11 protein-coding genes are annotated in these 21,568 nt (G+C 62.4%); 9 read left to right on the top strand and 2 right to left on the bottom strand.

From position 1 onward, the window contains the following. Nucleotide 1: 1 nt before the first annotated feature. The 5 genes from FJE54_RS03445 to FJE54_RS03430 all read left to right on the top strand — a co-directional run bounded on the left by FJE54_RS03445 (nt 2) and on the right by FJE54_RS03430 (nt 9,238). On the top strand, nt 2–649 hold the full coding sequence (locus FJE54_RS03445) for a hypothetical protein (RefSeq protein ID WP_139651352.1): 648 nt from the start codon (nt 2–4) through the stop codon (nt 647–649). Between the two features lie 187 nt (nt 650–836). Then, nucleotides 837–1,460 carry a hypothetical protein gene (locus FJE54_RS03440; protein ID WP_139651351.1) on the top strand — a complete coding sequence of 208 codons (624 nt, stop codon included), beginning with the start codon at nt 837–839 and terminating at the stop codon, nt 1,458–1,460. Nucleotides 1,461–1,482: 22 nt separating this feature from the next. Continuing rightward, a complete protein-coding gene (locus FJE54_RS03435; RefSeq protein ID WP_139651350.1) occupies nt 1,483–7,017 on the top strand; it encodes an InlB B-repeat-containing protein in 5,535 nt (1,844 codons plus the stop codon). Further along, a complete protein-coding gene (locus tag FJE54_RS15955; RefSeq protein WP_180326538.1) occupies nt 7,014–7,613 on the top strand; it encodes a LysR family transcriptional regulator in 600 nt (199 codons plus the stop codon). Before FJE54_RS03435 ends, FJE54_RS15955 begins: the two co-directional genes overlap by 4 nt. Nucleotides 7,614–7,702: 89 nt before the next feature. Next, nucleotides 7,703–9,238, top strand: coding sequence for a bifunctional diguanylate cyclase/phosphodiesterase (locus FJE54_RS03430; RefSeq protein ID WP_180326537.1), 1,536 nt, complete (start codon nt 7,703–7,705; stop codon nt 9,236–9,238). A 725-nt stretch (nt 9,239–9,963) separates the two neighbouring features. On the opposite strand, the gene FJE54_RS03425 is transcribed toward FJE54_RS03430, so the two are convergent. Together FJE54_RS03425 and FJE54_RS03420 are read right to left on the bottom strand one after the other, a co-directional pair. Continuing rightward, nucleotides 9,964–10,641, bottom strand: a complete 678-nt coding sequence (locus FJE54_RS03425) for an ATP-binding protein (protein ID WP_139651348.1) — start codon at nt 10,639–10,641, stop codon at nt 9,964–9,966. Between the two features lie 24 nt (nt 10,642–10,665). Further along, nucleotides 10,666–11,484 (bottom strand): AlbA family DNA-binding domain-containing protein, encoded by an 819-nt coding sequence (locus tag FJE54_RS03420; RefSeq protein WP_139651347.1) that lies wholly within the window; start codon nt 11,482–11,484, stop codon nt 10,666–10,668. A gap of 1,248 nt (nt 11,485–12,732) precedes the next feature. Between FJE54_RS03420 and FJE54_RS03415 the strand changes: the two genes are divergently transcribed. The 4 genes from FJE54_RS03415 (at nt 12,733) to FJE54_RS03400 (ending at nt 21,553) form a co-directional block, all read left to right on the top strand. Then, the gene (locus FJE54_RS03415; RefSeq protein WP_139651346.1) at nt 12,733–14,031 is read left to right on the top strand and encodes an ATP-binding protein; all 1,299 of its coding nucleotides are present in this window, start codon (nt 12,733–12,735) and stop codon (nt 14,029–14,031) included. A gap of 144 nt (nt 14,032–14,175) precedes the next feature. After that, complete coding sequence (locus tag FJE54_RS03410) at nt 14,176–14,394, top strand: hypothetical protein (protein WP_139651345.1); 219 nt, start codon at nt 14,176–14,178, stop codon at nt 14,392–14,394. A 392-nt stretch (nt 14,395–14,786) separates the two neighbouring features. Continuing rightward, nucleotides 14,787–15,389: a hypothetical protein gene (locus FJE54_RS03405; RefSeq protein ID WP_139651344.1), complete on the top strand. Its 603-nt coding sequence runs from the start codon at nt 14,787–14,789 to the stop codon at nt 15,387–15,389. Nucleotides 15,390–15,508: 119 nt separating this feature from the next. Next, nucleotides 15,509–21,553 (top strand): leucine-rich repeat protein, encoded by a 6,045-nt coding sequence (locus FJE54_RS03400; protein WP_139651343.1) that lies wholly within the window; start codon nt 15,509–15,511, stop codon nt 21,551–21,553. Nucleotides 21,554–21,568 lie beyond the last annotated feature (15 nt).

Genomic DNA, 21,568 nt, shown 5'->3' with positions numbered 1-21,568 from the left:
AATGAAACTGAAGAAGACAGCAACCGCAGTGGCGCTTACCGCCCTGCTCGCCCTTGGAGCCGCTCCCGTGGCGTTCGCGGCCGACGGCAACACCAATGCCGACACCTCGGCCGACAGCAACATCCAGGGCGACGGCACGGGTGACACCACCGTCATGGTGGAAACCGTGGCAACCAACATCTCGGTTACCGTGCCGCTGCAGATCAAGGTAGTCGGCCCCGCCGAGGGCGGCGCGCTTTCGGGCGTGCCCACCAACTACAACATCGTGAACAACTCGGTGTACCCCATCAAGGTGGCTAGCGTGATCGCCACAGCCGACGAAGCTGGCAACTGGGGCATTTCCGAAACCGCCTTGACCGATCAGAGCGAAAGCACCGCCAAGATCGGCGACATCAACCTGACGCTGCAGATGACGGGTGCGGCTGCGCCCCTTACGGTGAAGACCACCTCGCAGGATCTGACCGACTGGATCGTCGACGCGAAAACCGCCGATGCGGGCACGACGAAGAACATCGCCGTCGCCGGATCGCTCTCGCAGATCAAATCGGTGAAGGATGCGGCTACCACGGCCGTGAAGGTGCAGTACACCATCGCCGCGACCTCGGTTGCCGAGCCCGCTCCGGCTCCGGATCCCGATCCGGTTGCATAAACAGCTCCCGCCCGCGGCGCTCTCCGGCTCACAGTCGGCGCGCCGCGGGGTTGCCGGGCTTCAGCCCGACTGCGAGCCCCAACCGCCCGCACGCCGCGGCCCCCGGCCCTCGACCCGCGCAAACACGAACGGATGTTTCACGTGAAACATCGCACGATGAAAACGAAGTAAAGGAATCAAAAACGCCATGCACGCACCAGATGACGGGAACCAGCAGATCGAACGGCCCGAGCCCGCGCCGCGAAAGCACGCGGCCGCGCCGCTCAACCATAAGCCTCCCACGCCCTCGGCTGCGCCCGACCCGCAGCAACGCCGTCGCCCGATCGGCTTCTACGTAGCCGTCGCCGTCGCGGCGATCGCGCTCATCGTCGCGTGCGTGCTGGTGTTTCGCTCCTGCTCCGATACCACAGGCGCGCGCGACCCGAACGCCGAGGTGGGGCAGCTCGACGGCAAGAGCCAGGAGGAAATCCAGGCCGAGCTCGACCGCGTGGTAGACGAGGGCATGTTCAACGTGGCCATCGCAACCACCGTGGAGTTCGCCGACGGCGCTTCCGAAGGCGAGCTGCGCATCGAGAACGTGCCCGGCAACCGCTATCTCATGAAGGTTGAGATCGCGCGCGACGATACCGGCGAGGTCGTGTATGCATCGGGCCTGATCGAGCCGAACCGCCATATCCAGAAGGCGGCGCTCAGCGAAGACCTCGATGCGGGAACGTACCCCTGCACCGCGGTGTTCTATGCATTTGATACGGAAACAGAAGAACTGATCGGCCAGGCGGCCGTGCAGATGACGATTTTGGTGGCGAACTGACATGGGTAGAAGGATGAATGCTATGAGAAGACACCTACACAAGGGATTGGCGGCACTTCTGTGCATGTGCCTGCTCATATCGTACGCGCCTCTGCCCGCATCGGCTGAGGCGGGCAACACGGTAACCGCGTCGACCGACGTGCAAGTGCTCACGGTCGAGGGCTTCAAGATCTACGAGCAGACGCCCGACTTCGCGGCAACGGCCGACGAGGCGAAGGGCTTCGAGCTCAAAGTGGCGTTTGCGGGAGGCTCCGCGCCGTACTCCTATACGTGGAGCCGCACGGTAAACGGGCAGCCCGACGCCGCCTTCGCCGACGAAGGTACCACGAGCGAAACGGCGCTTGCCCGTCCGCTTGCAACCGATACCTTCGCCGATGAAAGCGAGTACGCCTACACCGTCGAGGTAACCGATGGCGCCGGCAAAACGGCCAGCGCGACCATCACGTTAGTCGTATCGGACGAGTACGCGTACCGAACGCTTTCCGATGGCGACGTGGGCGTGGCGGGCTACATCCACAAGCAGGCGTCGCTTTCCGCCTACGCGCTCGATCCCGCGTGCGCCGCGTACGCCCACCTGCAGCAGGCTGCCGAAGGCGCGCTCGTTGTGGGCGCATGGCATGCCGTGGTCGCAGGCGCTCCCGAAGGCAAGCGGGCGCTCGTGGGCCGGGCCGAGGTGACGCTTCCCGCGCCCGGCGCGCCGGAAGGCGAACACGTGCAGATCATCGGCCTCGACGCGTCGGGCGAGCTCGCCACGTACTCCGCTTCCGTTTCCGGCGGCACGGTCACGTTCAAAGCGGACGCGCTCGGGGCCTTCGCCGTCGCCTACGATCACCCTGACAAAGAGCGCTTCACCATCGACGCGTCGGCGGGCGAGGGCGGCCAGATCACGCCCCTCGGCACCGCGACCTTCGCCGAGGGGGCGAGCCAAACCTACGTGGTGCTGCCCGATTCGGGCTACGTGGTCGACGGGGTGCTCGTGGACGATGCACCCGCAGAGCTTACGGGCAACACCTACACGTTCTCCTCCATCGATGCAAACCACCGCATCGCCGTAACGTTTAAGCAGGAGCCGCGCGACGAGGCCACCGACCATGCGCTTCATGTGGTCGTGAACGGCGGCCACGGCACGGTGTCGGTGGGGGGAGGCGCGCCCGCCGCTTCGGTCGATGCGACGATGAAGCACGGCGAGCCCACGCTCATCGAGCTTCTGCCCGACGCGGGCTACACGGTGGGCTCCCTGACGGTGAACGGGGTGGCGCACGCGGTTCTGGGCACGTCGTATCTGCTGCCGTGCATGACCTCGGATGCGACGGTGGAAGTGACGTTCGCTCCCGGAGCCACGCCGCCCTTGCCCGTGCACAGCGTGCAGACCGAGGTGCTCACCGAGGGCGGTTCCATCTCGCCCGAAAGCGCGACGGTGCCGCACGGCCGCTCCGCATCGTTCGCGTTCGTGCCCGATGCGGGCTACGAGCTCGATGCGGTCACCTTGAACGGCGCCGATGTCACGCACCGGGTCGCCCAAGGCGATGGCGCGACGCTTGCCATCGAGAACATCGTCTGCGACCACGCGCTTGCAGCTTCGTTCGCCCGCTCGTCGGTCGTGCCCCCCGATGATACGTACTACGCGGTCACCGCAACGGCCGGCGAGGGCGGTACCATCTCGCCCGCAGGCACGACGCGCCTGGCCGCCGGTGCGAGCCAGACGTTCTATTTCATTCCCGACGAGGGCTACAAGCTCGACGAGGTCACGGTGAACGGCGAAAAGGTGCAGGTAGCGGGATTTGCCTACACGCTTGCAAACATTCGGGCCAACACCGCTGTTCATGCATCGTTCAGCACTGTGACGCCGGGCGAGCCCGACCCCGACGTGCCTCTTGTCCATACGATCGATGCTTCGGCAGGATCGGGCGGCACCATCTCGCCTGCAGGTAAGGTTTCGGTGCTCGACCAGGGCTCGATGCTGTTCTCGTTCATACCTTTCGCAGGCTACGAGCTTGATCAGGTGCTCGTCGATGGCGCTCCCGTCACTGCGCAAGCTGGCGCGTACCGTTTCGACGGTGTGGTTGCGAACCACACGATAGCTGCAAGTTTCAAGGCGAAGTCGGGCGAAGACGGGCCCGAAACCGTGTTCCATACCGTGAGCGCCTCGGCGGGCGAGGGCGGCTCCATCTCGCCTGCGGGTAGCGTGCTCGTGGCCGATGGCGGATCTCAAACGTACTCGCTCATTCCGAATGATGGCTACGCGGTGGACGAGGTGACCGTGAACGGGAGCCCCGTGCAGCCGACGGGCAACACCTACACGCTCGCCGAGGTGAAAGCCGACGCTCGGATAGCGGTGTCGTTCAAGGTGGAACCAGGTGCCGTCACCCCCGAAACCTTCGCCATCACGTCGAGCTCATCTGCGGGCGGCATCGTCTCGCCCGACGGGTCCACCTCGGTGGTTCGAGGCGGCTCGCTGAGCTTTTCGTTCGTGCCGTTTGCGGGCTACGAGCTGTTCCGCGTGGTGGTCGACGGCGCCGACGTGCCGCTTGCGCAGATAACAGACGGCGCCTACCGCTTCGACAACGTGGAGGCAGAGCACAGCGTTCGCGCGCTGTTTGCGAAAGAGGGAACCGTGCCGGTTGATCCCGACGATCCCGACAACCCCGATCCCGACCCCGATCCGGACCCCGATGTGCCGACGCCCGCCTACGCCACGGTGCACGCGAGCGCGGGCGACGGCGGCTCCATCTCGCCTGCGGGTGATGTGCGTGTGGCCTACGGCTCGGCGCAGATGTTCTTGTTCGAGCCCGACGAGGGATACACGCTCGACGAGGTGCGCGTGGACGGCCAGAAGGTCGAGGTGACGGGCTTCACCTACACGCTGTTCAACATCAAAGCCGACACGACGATACACGCGACGTTCCGCGAGCTCGGCAGCGGCGAGCCCGATCCCGATAAGCCCGTCGTGTACACCATCGCATCGAGCGCGAGCAGGGGCGGCTCCATCTCGCCTTTGGGGGAGACGCGCATGGCCGCGGGCGGCTCGGTGCTCTACACGTTCGTCGCCGATGCGGGCTACGAGCTCGATACGGTGAAGGTGGACGGCGTTGATATTACCGCCACGCTTGACGGCATGTCCTACCGCTTCCGCGATCTCGCGGCCGATCACACCATCGAGGCCGCGTTCGCCCCCGCGTCTGGCGGCGGGGATAATCCGCTCGTCTTCCACACCGTGACGGCCGAAGCCGGGGAAGGCGGCACCGTTTCGCCTGCGGGTGCGGTGCTCGTGCCCGACGGGCAGTCGCAGACGTTTACCTTCCTACCCGATGCCGGCAAGAAGGTGGCCTCGCTCACGGTGGCAGGTCGCACGTTCGCCTTCACGGGATCGAGCTACACCCTGTTCGGCGTGAAGGCCGATACGACGGTTCGGGTCGAGTTCGCCGATACCGACGATCCGCCGATGCCGATGCTCACCCATACGGTGACGGCGTCGGTCGAGGGAAGCGGCGGCTCGGTTTCGCCCGAAGGCCCCGTAACGGTGCTCGACGGCGCGAGTTTGCTCGTCGCCCTCATCGCCGACGAAGGCTACGAAGTGGATGAAGTCAAGGTAGACGGTTCGACGGTCCAGCTCGGCGGCACGTCGTACCGCGTTTCAGATGTGCGAGCCGATACCGCCGTGACCGTTTCGTTCAAGCAGGTCGATTCGCCCGTGCCCGACGACCCCTTCATAAACGTGAATGTGAAGATCGAGGTTGGCGCTGATGGCGAAAGGGGCGGCATCGTTTCCCCCTCTGGCTCGCTCGTTATGGCGCACGGATCGTCGCAGACGTTCTACGTGTATCCCGACCAAGGCTACGACCTCGATGCGGTGTACGTGAACGACGAGCCGACGGTTGCCCATCCGCTCACGCCGGCCACCCTGCTTTCGGCGCGCTCGGCTGCGGGTGCGGGCGGTGGCTACTGGTTCACCATTGATTCGGTGACCGAAGACATGCTTGTGCGGGTGACGTTCAAGAAGCTCGCCGAGGACGATCCGGTACCGCCCCCGGTGACCGTCCATCGCGTGACGGCTTCGGCAACCACGGGCGGCATGATATCGCCGTCCGGAACGGTGCGGGTGGCCGATGGCGGAACGGTCTCCTACGCGCTCAAGCCCGATGCGGGCTACCATCTCGAATCGCTCACGGTCGGCGGCGTCGAAGTGACCGATCAGGTGGCAAACTCGACCTACACGCTGACGGGCGTATCTGCGGATACCGTCGTGCATGCGGCGTTCGCTGCCGATGCGGGCAGGCCCGACGATCCCACCTATGCGACGGTTAAGGCAACGGCGGGTGCGGGCGGCGCCATCTCGCCTGCGGGCGAGATCCGCGTGAAGCGGGGCGAGAGCCTTTCGTTTACGCTGCTGCCCGATGCGGGCTACACGGTCGACGAGGTGACAGTTAACGGAAACCCCGTGGTCCCGATCGATTTCGTGTACACTCTGTTCGATATTGCGGGCGATACCGAGGTTGCAGCCACGTTTCGCGCTCTTGGGCCCGACGAGTCTGATCCGGTGCTGCCCACTGTGCATTCGATTACGGCAAGCGCCTCTGCGGGCGGCACCGTCTCGCCTCTGGGCGAGGTGAAGGTGGCGCAGGGCACATCGGCGCTGTTCACCTTCGTGCCCGACGAAGGATACGGGCTTTCGCGCGTTGAAGTGGACGGCTCGCCCGTTGCAGCCGATGTGTTCGCGGGCGGCTCGTACCGTTTCGAGAACGTCGATGCCGGCCATAGCATCCACGCCGTGTTCGCGCCCAAATCGGTCGATCCTCCCGTGCCGAACACCGTGACTGTGAGCGCTTCGTCAAGCGAGGGCGGTGCGATCGACCCGACGGGCGAAGTGATCGTACTGCGCGGCGAATCGCGCGTGTTCACGATGGTGCCCGATACCGGCTACGAGCTCGATACGCTTACGGTCGACGGCCGCACGTTCGAATACAGCGGCTCCACCTACACGCTCTTCGACATCACGGCCGATACGTCCATCCACGCCGCGTTCAAGCAAAGCGGCGGCGATCCGGGTCCGGGACCTGGCCCCGGGCCTGACCCTGGGCCTGGGCCTGATCTGGATCCCGATCCTGACCCAGATCCGAACCCCGATCTGAACCCCGATCCCGCCGGCACGTTCTTCACCATTAACGTCACTGCGGCGGGCCAGGGATGCGTGTCCGATCTAAGCGGCGCTTCGTCGGGTGCGGTCAAAGTGGCGAAGGGTGCGAGCAAAACCTTCTCCTTCGTTCCCAAGGCTGGCTTCGAGGTCGGTACGGTGAAGGTGGATGGCGCAGAAGTGCCCGCAGCAGCCGGGTACACGTTTGCGAACGTGCAGGCCGACCATACGCTCGAAGTGGTGTTCGAGGCGCAAACCGCGCCCGTACCCAACAGCCCTGGTCAGGCTATCAACCGCTTCGCGCAAACAGGCGATGCGACGCTTGCACTCGTTCTGCTTGCGATAGGCGCTGCGGCTCTGGCGGCGGGCGTTGCCGCCGTTGCGTGGCGTCGTTCCTCGACACGGGAAAGGACGGTTCGCCGATGAGCACGCAAACGCCTCCACGGCCTGCACCTGCGTTCATGAGTCCGGAAGCTGCCCTGCTGTTCGGGCAGAAAAGCCGCGTCGGCGGGCAGACGCACACAGGCCAGATCGGCCACGGCAGTCGCTTTGGCCAAGCGGGGCAGCACCCGCACGGCGACGATCGCGAAACGCAGGAAGCGCAGCATTCGAGCGGCCGCGAGGCGCAGACGGGGCAGCGTGCGCATGGCGAGCGTGAGGTGCAGCACGCGCGCGCCCGCGAGGCACAGCCCCAGCAGCGCGCGCACGCCGGTCAGGCCGTGCACGGCGAACCCGCCAAGCGCCGCCCGCTCACGATCAAGCAGGTAGAATACTTCGTGGCGGCGGTGGAGTGCGGAAGCCTCACGGCCGCTGCCGAGGAGAAGGACATCACGGTACAGGGCATATCGCAAGCGGTGGCCGATCTCGAGCGCGAGATCGGCACGCTGCTGCTCGAACGAGGGCGGCAGGGAACGGCGCCGACGGCATTCGGGTTCGAGTGCTACGCGCGGGCGAAATCGCTTCTGCTGCATTTCAACGAATTCGATATGTTTCTGCGTAGCCAAAAGCGTTCTCCGCGGTGATGCACGGCGCAATACACACAGCAGCGTTTGCTTTTTTGGTCGTAGGCGCACTGTTTGCGTACGCCACGTATCGAAGAAGAAACCGTCGGTTGAGAGAGCTCGCGTACGTCGATCCGGTGACGGGCGGGTACTCGTGGATCCGCTTTGAGGCCGAGGCTGTCGAGCGTATCCGATCGGCTCCTGCAGGAACGTACGTGCTCGTGACGTTCAATCTTGACGGGTTCAAGCTCGTGAACGACGCCTTCGGAAGCGAGCGGGGCGATGCAACGCTTCGCCACGTGCACCGCACCATCGCGCGTTTGATGGACGAGGGCAATCTGCTCTGCCGCACGTTCGCCGACCATTTCATCCTGCTGTGCACGGTGATGCCCGAGGCAGAGATCATACGGCGCATGGAGGTGTTTTCCCGCGAGCTCAATCGGTTCAACGAGGGCGCTTGTGCAAAGTACTACCTTTCTACGAGCGCGGGTGCCTACGTGATCGACGATCCCTCGCTTTCGCTCGTGCAGATACGCGACCGCTCCAACGTGGCCAGGCGCAATGCGAATACGGCGGGATCGGACTCCCTTTGCCGTTGCGGCTTCTACTCCGATGCCGATCGTCTGGGGCTTCTGCGCGAGAAGCAGCTTGAGAACAGGATGGGCGATCTTGTGGAAAGCGGCGAGCTCGCAGCCTACCTCCAGCCCAAGCTCGACCTGCAAACCCGCACGGTGGCGGGGGCCGAGGCGCTTGTGCGTTGGCAGGATCCCGAGCAGGGCCTTGTCATGCCCGACGAGTTCATCCCGTTCTTCGAGAGGAACGGCTACATTGTGCGGATCGATCTTTGGGTGTTCGAACAGGCATGTCTCAATCTGAGACGGTGGATCGACGCGGGCGAAGACCCCGTACCGATTTCGGTAAACCTGTCGCGCGCGCATTTGGACGATCCGCGGTTCCCTGCGCCCCTGGTAGCAATCCGCGAGCGTTACGGCGTGCCCGCGCACCTGCTCGAATTCGAACTCACCGAGACGCTCGCGGCTACCGCCCCCGCCCTCGCGGTCGAGGCCGTCGACCGCATCCGCGCCGCAGGCTTCAAAAGCTCCATCGACGACTTCGGCAGCGGCTACTCGTCCCTCGGCATGCTCAAAGACGTCCGCGCCGACACCCTGAAGCTCGACCGCGAGTTCCTGCACGGGGCGGGTGACGAGAAGGCCGCCGCCCCTCAACCCGCCCTAGATCCGGGGGCGCCGCCTGGCCCGTGCTCGGCGCGCCCCGCCCAGCCCGCAACGGCCGCGGCTACCGATCTCGCACACCCTGCTACGTCCGCGGCTACCGATCCCGCACGCTTCGCCCCGCTAGCCGCCGCACCTGCGCTCGCCGCGCCGCAGCCCGCCCAGCCCGCAACGTACCCGTCGTCTGACGAGCCGCAGCCCGGTGGCTCCCCCCGCGCCTCGGCCGTGGTCGAGTCGGTGGTCGCCATGGCCCGTCGCCTCGGCATGCAGGTCGTCTGCGAGGGCGTGGAGTCAAAGGAGCAGCTCGAAGCGCTCGCCGCCATGGGCTGCGACCTCGCCCAGGGCTTCGCGGTCGCCCCAGCCCTCCCGCCCGCCGAGTTCGAGCGCATGGCCTTCGGCCGGGCCGTGGGGTAGGCGAACCTGGCAACCTGCGACCTACTCGCCGCGAAAACGAAGGCTGCGGCCCGTGCGCCAAAATCGTGCCAAATGGACGATTTCTGCCACGGTCAGTCGGCTCTTTGCCGCCGCGTTTCAAGCGCATATTCATCGTGCCTGTTCAAGGCTGCCTTGGATGGGAATCCTTCGATTATTCTCGGCAAAGATCATCCATTTGGATCAATTTTGGCTGGCTTGTTTTCGGCGGGGTTGCAGGATTTCTGCTCACAGCTCCCGCGCCCGACTGTCGCCGGGAGCCCGCCCAAGATTTATTGATAATGCGTTTCCGCACGGAAACGCCCCCAAAATGGCTGCGAAGGCACGCTTTGCGAAGCGCTGCGAGCCGGCAGGGGCCTCCAGTTGCGAAATGACTCGAGAAAATCCCAGATCGCGGTTCGCCGAGGCAAACTTTCAAGCCGAAAAAGACCGTCCGAGCACGACCGAACTTCGCAAAGCGTGCCTTCGCAACCAATCCGAAGCCGTTTTCCGACAAAACTCGAGAAACAATGGTAGCGTCCCGATTTGTGGTGCACCAAGGGCCATCGCCGAGGGGTCGTCGGCGCAAGCGGGAGCCGCAGCAAGTTCTGTCACGGCGCAAGCGCGGGCCGCAGCACGTTCTCTCATGGCGAGGCCTTCGGATGCCTATGCGCCAATGCCGAATGCGCCAGCCGTGCAACCGCATCGGTGCGACAACGAGCATCGTCCTAGGCGCCGCCGAGACGGTACATCCTGTTGTGTGTCGTGCCTTCCGCTTGTATCACGCCTTCTTCAACCATGCTCTTCAGTATCTCGTTGGTGCGAGTTTTGCCAAGGCCGATGGCTGCCGCGATATCCAAGGAGCGAGCCGTGTCTTCGTTGTCCAAGTATTCTATGATCGCTTTCCTGTTTGCTTCGTAGCGTTCTTTTCGGATATCCGAAGCGCCTGCTTTTTGACCGCTCTTTTTGACCGCTCTTTTTGACCGCTCTTCGACTTTCGTTTGAGCGGTCGAATCGGAGGCGCTTTGATCTGCCTTTATTGTAAGCGGCAGTGTCAGAGTTGTGCGGTCAGGTCCGAACTCCTCTTTGTAAAACGGGCTAAGATAGCCGCACTCCGCCCAGCCTCTGAAAATCTTCGGAAGACCGCTACCCGCGCGTTCGCCAATGTCAACGAGTGCGAACATCTTCATAAGCGTTTCGTTTCGCGGATCGGATACACCGCCCCTCATCGCACGTTCGATGTCAATGCGGAAATCGCCCGGATTCGCGAGGCTCAGCGCATTTTGCTCCCTCAGGCACACGATTCCGCGGCGCTCATAGTAATTTGCGTTGGTAAGGCAGTTGACAAGGGCTTCGCGCAGGGCACGATGCGCGGGCGTGTCGTCTACACGGTAGGTTCCTTCCATTTGAAACGGAACCTTGAGCGCCTGCTAGAGTTTATTGTAAGCGCGCTGATAGAAGTCGAATAAGTTGCCCGACCAGTCTCCAGTCTGGGATGTGATGCGGTCTTCCCAACGATTGCTCGGATCGGTTTCTTGACGGTAATCGAGAAAATAGTGGGGAAACACCCTCACGATGTTCCACTCCTTGCCGAACATGAGCAGTCCGGCACCTGTGGGTAGCAGCGTACCAGTCTCTTCTTCAGCAGCCGCTCCGATACAGCGAAGGAACTCTTCGTCGGAAAGTCCATTCCATGGATGCCCTACATGCTTTCCTTCGTAGACGTTTCGATAGCGCCTGATTGTGTCCTGATCCAGCTCGTCCAATCGCGCCTCTACGATCTTGGCATCCTGGCTTTCCGATGCCGCATCTCTCATCATGGACTGAACTTCTTCGTATCTGCAATGGTAATCGCCCGCATGGTTGCGCCTAAACGTTCCCGTAAGAAGATTGTTGTTGATGAAGACCGGTTTCGCACGTCTATCTGCACGAGGTACCTCGATGGTTATCACGTGCTTGCCGTTGATTTCGCGGACGGCCACATCGCTCTCAACAAGGATGTTCGCGCTCACTTTCTGGGAATTGTTGATGGTGTTCCACAGGTCGTCTAGCAGGGTTTCTGGCTTGCCGACGCCAACAACGCGCAACGTGCGGTCGCCTTTCTCTTCGATGCCGAGAAGAATGGTGCCGCCTTCGGTGTTGGCAAAAGCGGAATACGTCTCCCACATGCTTTTAGGCAACCCGCCTCGAGCGTCCTTCGCCTCCAGACGATTTGCTTCCCTCAAGTTCTCGAAATCTGAAAGCTCCACTGCAAGCGCCTTTCTCTATTATCGGCGGTTGGGCATATGGTTTTGGCCGGTGCTCGATTTCCGTCTTTGCCAGACATTCATTTTACTGTAACAGACATTTGTTTGACAGCACATCATGGCTCTGATGCCCAACTAGTATGACGGGGGATTGCGACCCGTATACGCTCGCTTTGCATGCCAGCGGATCGCGGTCCGATTGTCCGTCAAGGCTCGCTAAACGACATTTCGAAAGAGGCGAACACGCACGTATTTCCTGCGATCAGGCAAAGGGAAGGCCATGTATTATTTTGAGCCGCATAATATGTCGTTTAGCGAAGGTTGGCGGACAATTCGCGTTCGGTTCGCCGGTAAACCATCGTTGACGTGTGTCCGCTCGGAGCACTGATGCGCTAGATGGCCGTCAGGCGCTATGCCGGGTCGCGCCGATATCGGGTCAGAAGCGGCGGAGGCCCCCACGGCGGCGGAGCCCCGAGCAGCGGCGGAGCCCCCCGCGGCAGCAGAGCCCCCCGAAGCCCAAAAACCGCTGCTGTGAAGGGTTTCATAATACATTACCGATACAAGCAAATTTCTCGATAGAGGTAACTCCTGTTCACCGGCCCGTTGGTTTTTCGATGCGTACGGCAGCCTCTCGCTTGCGCGTCCCGTTGGTACGTAAGAGCCCGTAAAACGCTTCACGACGGCGGTTTTTGGGCTTTCGGGCGGCTTTCCGCCGCTAAACTGCCGTCTGCATATGCCCGTACCCACCGGCCGGCCGCCCGTCGATGCGGCGGCCTCCGAGCGCGTCGGGTGGGGTCGCGCTTCTCGGCGGGGCGCCCTCCGTCCGGCCCATGATTCCCACGGCGGCCCCTTTCCCCGATGCCCTTCCGGTGGTCGCATCGTAGAGCGGGGCACCCTTCCACGTCCCCTACAGCGCCTGGCAGCGATCCGGCGCATCCGCCGCGCGCGCCGCAATCGTGCGGCCGATCCGGGTTCGACGGCAGAACAGATTTGTGATTCGTGCCTCCTGGTGGTTTGATGGTACGCTGCCACAGATTATTCCTACATTTTCGGAATTAAATCTACTACAATTTCGGAACAGCTAAGCAAAGGATAAAAACATCTGGCACCATTGCCTTACATTCGGAAAATGCGGAATGGAAAACTCGGAATTTCACGAATGGAAAACTCGGATTTTCACGAATAGTGCTAGAATCTTCGCTAAGGGAAGAGTAGAATACCCTTATTCGTCCTTCCGAGCGAGGAGGCCCCATGATCGACCCCCTTCCCGACCTTGCAGATTACATCCCGCGCATCGTTGACGCGCAAGTGGAACGTTACCTGGATATCTTCGGCGCGGTGGAGGTGGCGGGCACGAAATGGTGCGGCAAGACATGGACTGCATGCCGACACGGTCGAAGCATCAGCTACGTGGATCGCGCGCTTGACCTCGCCCAGTCGGATCCGCAAGCTATGCTCGAAGGCACTCGTCCCCACGTCATAGACGAATGGCAACTTGCCCCCAACATCTGGAACACCGTTCGCCATGCCGTCGACCAAAAGCGCGGCCTACGAGGCGCATGGCTTCTCACAGGATCCTCCACGCCTATAAGGAAAGACAATCCCGAGGCGAAGTCGCTTCACAGCGGTGCAGGCCGAATCGGGCGGGTTCGAATGCATCCTCTCAGTCTTGCGGAGTCGGGCGACTCGTCCGCCGAAGTTTCGCTTTCCGCCCTGTTCGAGGGGAAGTTCAAGCGTGCCGTCGCCATTCCCGACGCCGCCTCTCTTGCAGCGGCGGCTTGCCGGGGAGGCTGGCCGGAGGTGCTCGATCTGACTCCCTCTCAAGCCCAGATAACAGCAAGGGAGTACCTCAGCCTTCTCTTCGAGGAAAGCGTCCCCCGCCATGGGAAAAGCGCCGGGACGGCTCGACGAGTGGCCCAATCGCTCGCACGCACCCTTGGACAATCCGCCACGCACAAAACCATCCTTGCTGATCTCTCCAACGGAGAAGAGCCCTTCATAACAGCGGAGACCCTTGCCTCGTACCTCGAGCTTCTCAAAGCGCTCTATTTCGTAGAGGAAGTGCCTGGGTGGGTTCCGCAGCGCCGTTCTCCGAAGCGCTTTTCCGTCAAACCGAAGCGCTATTTGGCCGATTCCTCTTTGGCGGTTGCCCTCCTCGGTATGAACGAGCGCTCCATCTTGGAAGACTGGCAGACCTTTGGGCTCATCTTCGAGAACCTTTGCATCCGCGACCTCTCGGTTTACGCCCGCGCCCTGAACGAAGCCGCCTCTACCCCCATAAGGTATTACCGCGACGACAGCGGCCTGGAGGCCGACGCCGTGATAGAGCTGGCCGACGGTCGCTGGTGCGCATTCGAGTTCAAGCTGGGAAGCGTCAAAGCGGATGCGGGAATCGCCTCGCTGAAGCGGCTGCGAGCGAAAGTGAGCGAGAACCCCAAAGCGCGCATGCGTCCCCCGGAATTCTTGGCCGTGCTCACCGGCATCGGCGAATACGCCTATCAAGCCGAGGAAGGCGTGTACGTTATCCCTCTCAGGGCATTCGGCCCGTAGGCAAAAGCCTTCCGGTTAACGGGAATGGTCGGCCTCCGCCTCGAAGCGTTCAGGTTCGCCGTTTACCCGCGAACATGTGCTAGTATCCCAGCCCAGAAAGCACGACAGGCCGGCACCGGGCCGCAGCGCGAGGACATGCACCGCATGCTAGAGCCCGAGTACGGCACCGCCGCCAAGATGCTCGACGAGTCGTGGGGACTGCGCGAAGTGGCGCGCTACGTCACCGAGGACCGCGTCCTGTGCCTCGACGCGGCCGATGCCGCAGAGCGTGCCGCTGGAAAACCCCGCGCGAAGGCTAGCCGCTTCCGAAACCGCAGAGTATGCCGGAGCCTCCCTGCCCGAAGTGCAACTTCCGAAACCTAGCGAGGCGTCCTCGGGATCCGATGATGGCCGCTCCGCCGCGCGCACCACTCGTTCCCGACGCCCTTTGCGAGCCTGGACAATGTCGCCGCAAGGCACCCCCAGCGAGCCCCGATGCGCCCGCCGCAAGGCGCCCCGCAAAATGTGTAGGAATTGTGAATTCGTCTAAATCCGAGGAACCGACTGGGCTAAAGAACGGGCAATAGCGCCTGATGGGCTGCTGTTTCGTAAAACTCCACCGAAACCATGGGTTGAAGCCATCCCCAAGCGCTCCCCACTTCCATGTGCAAGAAAAAATTGAATTGACACCGATCTAATTCGAACCAATTATGTCATCATCGACCCGCTAGGGCCGCAGCGAAGCAATTACCAAGGTTCTGCAAGGGATGAGTACAATGAAACGCAATACAATGGGGAAGATATCGGCCCGCAAGGGCGCGAAAGTCGTACTATCCGTCGTGCTCGCGTTTTCCTTGATGGTGACCGGCGTGCCGTGGGCCATGGCCGACGAGGGTTTGGGCGCCGCGTCTGGCAAGGCCGCTCCCGACGCTTCCGCACCTCCCGCCGCCTCGGACGACTCTGCGAAGGAGCCCGTCCACGAGCCTGCAGCCGAGCCCGAGCAGCCCGCCGAAGAAGGCACACCGGCAATTACCCCCGAGCGCATCTCCGAAACCGTCGAGCTCGGCAAGGCCGCCGAAAAGTCGGCAACCGCTGACGCCGCTGGCCAAGCCGGAAAAGCGCCCCAGCAGAGCCAAGCGGTAAGCGAAGTGCCGCTTGCGTCCGAGGCCCCGAAAGCCCAAGTGGGCACGCTCGTGTTCGACGGCCTCGAATACAGCGTGAACCCCGAAGGCACCACTGTCACCCTCACGGGTTTCTACGGTGATCAGGCCCCGACCGAGGTCGTCGTGCCGACTGAAATCAAAACGGGCGACGATACGTACTCCGTTTCGGCCGTCACCATTCGGGGGGGGGCGCAAATCTCAGCGCATCTGAAGTAAGGTCGCTCTCGCTACCCGGAACCGTCCGGGACATCGACATCGAATCGCTCGAGGCGCTCGCGGGCCTCGAATCCGTCTTCGTCGACGAGAAGAGCGAAACCTACGCGAGCTTCGACGGCATGCTCTTCGACCGGGGCCTCGCCGAGCTCCTCTTCGTCCCCGCGGCAAAAAAGGGTGTCGCGTACCTCCCGGATGAGACAACTTCCGCCGACGCCTCCGTGTTCTCGGGAACCGCCGAGCTCGCGGCCGTCTCGGTGGGCGAGGGCAACCAGGCGCTCGCGGCGCGCGACGGCATGCTCTACACCCGCGACCTCGCCGAGCTTCTGTACGCGCCCGCAGCGGGACGCGAATCTGCGGTCATCACCCCCGAAACCACTATGATCGCCGAGGCGGCCTTCGCAGACGCGACGTCGCTTTCGACCATCGTCGCTCCGGGGCACGTGGATTCCATCGACTCCGCCGCGTTTGCCGACGAGACGAAGGCGGAAGCCACTGTGGTGCTTCCCGGCGAAGAGGCCCGCGCCGAGCGCAAAGCCGTATGGGAGGAAGCGGGCTTCGCGAGCTTCAAAGAGCCTGCCGCACCGACCCCCTCCCCCGACGGCGAAGGCGAACCGGCCGCCCCGCCGGAGCCCGACGAAGCGGGCTTCGCCTACACGCTGCTCAATGACTACACGCTGTCGGTTTTCTGGCAGGGCGAGGGCGAGCCGGAAAGCGAGCTCGCCGTCCCCTCGACGGGAACGGTCGACGGCGTGACCTACCGCGTCTCCGAGATCGCCCCGCGCGGCTTCGCGGGAACGGGGATAGCGTCGGTGGCCGTGCCTGCCTCCGTAACGGCCATCGGCGAATCCGCGTTCGCAGGATGCGGGAACCTCGCGGCGGCTTCGCTCGAAGAGGGCCTGCGCACCGTCGGCGCCTCGGCGTTCGAGGGAACGGCCCTCGAAGACGTCGTGCTTCCCGCGTCGGTCGAGGCCGCGGGCGAGCGCGCCTTCGCGGACTGCGCGTCGCTTGCGCGCATCGTCGCGCTCTCCGAGGTCGATGCGGCCCCGAGCGCCGTCGAGGGATGTAGCGGCGTTTCCCTCTACTGCCCGGCTACTGAAGCGGAAGGCTACGCGTGGAACCCCGGCGTCGTGGCAAGCGGCAACCACGTGCTGCCCTACGGCGTGGCCCTTCCAGCCGAGCCCTTGACCGTCGAAGTCGGCGAGACCGCGGACCTGTTCGACGGCGGGACCCTCGAAGCGCCGGAAGGCGTGGAGGCGTCGTTCGCCTACGCGGCCAAGCCCCTCTCGGTCGACGCCGACGGCACCGTCGAGGGCAGGAAGGCGGGCGCCACCGAGGTGGCCGTGTCGCTCGAGCTCGACGGCATAACGCTCGCCCGCGCATCCCGCACCGTCGAGGTGGTGGAAGCATCCGCCGAAGAGCCCCCCGCAGAAGGTGGGGAAGGCACCGAGGGCGATAAACCCGCGGACGACGGGACCGAGGGCGATCCCGAAGCTCCCGCTGACGACGGGACCGAGGGCAACGAAGGCGACGCACCTGCGGAAGGCGAGCCGGGCGAGACCCCGGAAGGCGAAGAGCCCGCGGAAGGCACCGAACCCGAACCCGGAACCGAGGAGCCGGCCGAGCCGGTGGTCCCCGACTACGCCATCCTGCGCTCGACCGCCGCGCTTTCGGCCGAGCCCCTCGCGACGGCGGAGGTCGCCCCCCGCGCAACGGGCGACACGTTCGTGAGCGGCAACTACACCTACACCATGCTCGCCGACGGCACCGTGTCGATCGGGCAGGCGAGCGCGAGCGTGCCCAACAGTACGTCTCTCGTTACGTTCCCCTCATCGGTGTCGTACGGCGGCAAGAGCTACACGGTTTCGGCCGTGACGGCCCGAGGTTTCGCGGGCAACACGGGCCTTCGGCGCGTGAAGCTCCCGAGCACCATCAAGAGTATGGGGGCGCAGGCGTTCAAGGGCTGCACGGTTCTCGAGCGCTTTGACTTCTCCGCAACCTCCGTGCCGTCCATCCCCGACAGCTGCTTCCGGGATACGCCCAAACTCAGCTGGACGTACTTCAAAATGCCGACCACGCTGACATCCGTCGGCCCGAGCGCGTTCAGGAATTCGACGTACATGCGTGCCGTCACCATACCCGAAACCGTTACGAGCATCGGTTCCTACGCGTTCGCCGGCTGCACGAATCTGGCCAAAGACGTTGACGATGCGAACACGAGATTCTTAAGAATCCCCTCCGTCAAACGCATCGAAGAGGGAACCTTCCAAGGCTGCACCGGCATGCAGTGGAACCGCGTCAAGCTCGCGACGGATCTCGAGTACATCGGCCCCCGAGCGTTCGAGGGCTGTTCGAACATGGGTAGCGTCAAGAACCTTCCGGACACGCTCACCTACATCGGGCCCTATGCTTTCGCGAATTGTACGAAGGTAAGCCACGTAACGCTTCCGTATCAGATCCATCGAATCGAAGTGGGAACCTTCCAAGGGTGCACAAGCCTTTCGTGGAACGGCTTTACGGGTAATTCGGGCTTCACCATGGAAGGCTCGTTGCAAAGCATAGGCAACAATGCGTTCAAAGGCTGCGCCAGCCTCGGCGGAACTTTGACCATCAGCCGGGCTAACGGCAAGCTTTCTGTGGCAGACGGCCTAACGATCGGCGACGCGGCGTTCGAGCGAACGGCCATCAAAGAGCTTAACTTGCCCTACGGTACGGCGAGCGTAGGCGCATGGGCTTTCAAAGACTGCGCATCGCTCACAACGGCGAATATTTCGTCTGGCGTCACCGAGCTGAAAGACGAGGTATTCTACGGCTGCGTCAAGCTCAAGTCCGTTGTTGGCATGGACAAAATTTCGTCAATCGGCAATTCTGCATTCTACGGATGCTCTGCTTTGCCGTCCATCGACATCTCAGACAAGGTGACCATCCTCGGCAACGCAGCGTTTTCGGACTGCACGAGCCTTGCGACGGTGAACGGTGCCGAAAACGTGACAACCATCGGCGGTTCGACGTTCAGCAACTGCACATCCCTTACGGCCTTCGAAGCGCCGATCAAGCTTACGACGATCGGCTCGTACGCGTTCAACGGCTGCACGAACATCTCGAAGGTCATTCTCGGTCCAAACGTTACGAAGGTGGAAGACAACGTATTTAGGGGCTGCACAAAGCTTACAGACGTGCTCAGCCTCGGATCCGCCGCTCCATCAGGAGGGAACTCGCCATTCGGGGGCGTTCTGCCCACGGTGTACAGCCCGAAGAGCGCTGTTGCCGGATGGGCGACGAAGGTAGGCACCAGCAAGGCTAAGCCCATAACTGTGTCTGCAAGCGTTTCCGAATTGAAGCTTACCTATAGAGTGTCTTCTGATCCTAAAGATGTGACTGCGACGACCAACTTCTCTACGTTGGGTTTTGGCTCGGTTCAGGCGAGCATTCCTAGAACAGCGCCAGATGGGAAGGTTGCAAAATACGTTGGGCCTGGTATAGACGACGGAAGTGGAGTAGGTTCCTCAAAAGTGTACGGTTATCTGCCGGTCAATGTCGGAACAACCACAGTCAAGTTTACCCTCAATTGCACGTATCGCGGAGTGACGATAAACAATGTAGCTGAGACTTCTTTCACGATCAAAGTCGAAGGTTATACGTACAAGATCGTGTACAACGCAAATGGCGGCAGTGGCCCAAGTCCTTACGTTCAAACGGTTACCTATGGGCAATCGGTATTGGTGCCCAATGTTTCGACCTGCGGATTCTCGCGCCAAGGGTATACGTCCACTCAGTGGAATACGGCAGAAAACGGTAGCGGTACATCGTACAGCTCAAATCAATCGCTAAACCTTGATCCGGGGCCAGATGCTACGGTTCCGCTCTATGCGCAGTGGTCGATCGTAAAGTACAACATCGTATACAACGGCAACGGCTCCGACTCTGGCTCAGGGCCAGCTAGCCATACCAATATTAACTACGATGCAAACGTCACCCTATCGAGCTGCGCATGGGGGAAATTCGGCTACGTATTCAACGGCTGGAACACGCAACAAAACGGATCGGGCACCTCGTATAAAGCAGGCCAGGTGGTCTCGAAGCTCTCCGCAAGCGACAAGGCAACCATTACGCTCTACGCCCAATGGAAGGGTAGAACATACACGGTCGGTTTCTCCAAGTACAGCATAACAGGCCCCGAAGGCGTTTCGGGCGATTACCCGATTGCCGATAGTCCGACGTGCTATTACGGCGGGAAGGTGACCGTGCCGCAGAACCGGTTCACGAAAACGGGCTACAAATTCGTTGGCTGGAATACGCGCTATGACGGCAAGGGCACCACCTACAGCGTAGGGGCTTCCGCCAACGTAATTAGCGTGCTTGCGGAAAACAACGAGGGCGAGACAACAGGAAAGGTCTCGTTCTATCCCGTATGGGAGCCGATCACCTATTACGTGTACTATGACGAGAATTACGGAGCAGGTTCGCGCCCAGCGCAACAGACGGTCAAGTACGACCAGGACCTCACGTTCTCTGACAAAGGCTCGCTCAATCTTCCCGGCAAGACGTTCACTGGCTGGGGTACCGAGCGCAACGGCGGCACGATCTATCAGCCAGGTGCGAAGAAAAGAAACCTTACCGCTACCGATGGAGCCCGCGTGACGCTCTACGCGCAGTGGCGCTTGAACAACTACAGGATCTCCTTCGGTGCAAATGGGGGTTCGGGAAACGCGCCCAGCTCTATCAGCACTACCACTTCAGTCAACGTGACCATGCCGGGGGTTGGTAACCTTGCTCGAGAAGGCTATACATTCGGTGGCTGGAACACGCAGGCGGACGGCAAGGGCGCTACCTACGAAGCGGGAAAGGCGTATGCGAATCTTACACTGCAGGACAACGTAACCGTTTCGCTCTATGCCAAGTGGGTCCCAAAGCAGTACAAAGTGAGGTTCAACCGCAATGGTACCGATGCGACGACGGGAACCGACCCCCAAGAACTCACCGTGACCTACGATGGAACCATAACGATGCCCAATAATCCTTATTTCCGCACGGGATACTGGTTCAGCGGATGGAACACGCGACCGAACTGCCAAGGCACTACGACCGCTGCAAGTGCTTCCATGAAGGTTGTTGATGTGTTAGCCGAACAGCCCGAGGCCGACACACGCGGAGGCATCATCTACCTGTACGTGCATTGGCAGCATAACAAATACACTATCACTATGGACGGCAATTATCCGACATCGGCCGCTTGGCGCGACACCATGGAGGCCGAATACGATCGAGATGTCACCATCCCCCAGTTCCCGCCGACGACGGAATGTTGGAAAACGGGCTACACGGCAACGGGCTGGACCTGTAACCATGCCGACGGCAGCACCTCGGTTCACCAACCCGGCGAAGTGGTGAAGAAAGCGAACTTCGGTACGGGCAATCCGGGTGAGCCGAAGGATGCGGTATGGCTTCTCATCCGATGGACCGCCAACCCCTACAAGCTCCACTTCGACGCGAACAAGCCCGAGGGCAGCACGCTGTCGGGCAGCATGGCCGACGTCGACATGGTCTACGACACGGCCAAGAACCTGCCGAAGAACGCGTTTGTGTGCACGGCGGACGGCAGGCGCTTCGCGTTCACGGGCTGGAACACGAAGGCCGACGGCTCGGGCGACGCGTTCGCCGACCAGGCCGAGGCCAACAACGTCACCAGCGAGAAGAACAAGACGGTCACCCTGTACGCGCAGTGGCAGGAGCTCCTCGTCATCGACGTGACGGCCCCCATCAAGCCGTGCATCGGCATCGAGGCCTACACGGGCGAGGTGAGCGCGGCCAAGGGCGCGTTCTCGTCGCGCAGCTCGGGCGACGTGCGCGTGGCTGCGGCGGCGTGCACGGCGGCAGCAGACGCCGAGAAGGTGTTCCCGCAGGGCTCGGCCGACGTCGAGCTCACAATGAGCGACGGCAAGGGCAACGATCTCGCGCTCAAGCTCGGCGGCGAGGCGTCGCTTGCGGCGGGCGCGGCTCCCGATTTCGTGCTGGCCAAGGGGACGCAGACGAACCCCTCGACGCTCGACGTGGAGTTCGGCCTGACCATCCCCGAGGGCGTCGAATGGAAGCCGCAGGACGGGCCGCAGAACTTCGCGGGAATCGTCTTCACCATCGAGGGTGCGGGCGCATGGCAGGGCAAGTAACGGGAAAGGGAGACA

Source organism: Raoultibacter phocaeensis, from assembly GCF_901411515.1.
GTDB lineage: Bacteria > Actinomycetota > Coriobacteriia > Coriobacteriales > Eggerthellaceae > Raoultibacter > Raoultibacter phocaeensis.
Note: the sequence above shows the minus strand (reverse complement) of the source record. Positions and strands in the feature narration are given on the sequence as shown.

What these genes read in the sequence shown, in the direction of transcription:
- FJE54_RS15955 (WP_180326538.1), top strand. Translation starts at nt 7,014, where the DNA reads ATGAGCACGCAAACGCCTCCACGGCCTGCACCTGCGTTCATGAGTCCG.
- FJE54_RS03440 (WP_139651351.1), top strand. Translation starts at nt 837, where the DNA reads ATGCACGCACCAGATGACGGGAACCAGCAGATCGAACGGCCCGAGCCC.
- FJE54_RS03435 (WP_139651350.1), top strand. Translation starts at nt 1,483, where the DNA reads ATGAGAAGACACCTACACAAGGGATTGGCGGCACTTCTGTGCATGTGC.
- FJE54_RS03445 (WP_139651352.1), top strand. Translation starts at nt 2, where the DNA reads ATGAAACTGAAGAAGACAGCAACCGCAGTGGCGCTTACCGCCCTGCTC.
- FJE54_RS03410 (WP_139651345.1), top strand. Translation starts at nt 14,176, where the DNA reads ATGCTAGAGCCCGAGTACGGCACCGCCGCCAAGATGCTCGACGAGTCG.
- FJE54_RS03425 (WP_139651348.1), bottom strand. Translation starts at nt 10,641, where the DNA reads ATGGAAGGAACCTACCGTGTAGACGACACGCCCGCGCATCGTGCCCTG.
- FJE54_RS03415 (WP_139651346.1), top strand. Translation starts at nt 12,733, where the DNA reads ATGATCGACCCCCTTCCCGACCTTGCAGATTACATCCCGCGCATCGTT.
- FJE54_RS03400 (WP_139651343.1), top strand. Translation starts at nt 15,509, where the DNA reads ATGCTCTTCGACCGGGGCCTCGCCGAGCTCCTCTTCGTCCCCGCGGCA.
- FJE54_RS03405 (WP_139651344.1), top strand. Translation starts at nt 14,787, where the DNA reads ATGAAACGCAATACAATGGGGAAGATATCGGCCCGCAAGGGCGCGAAA.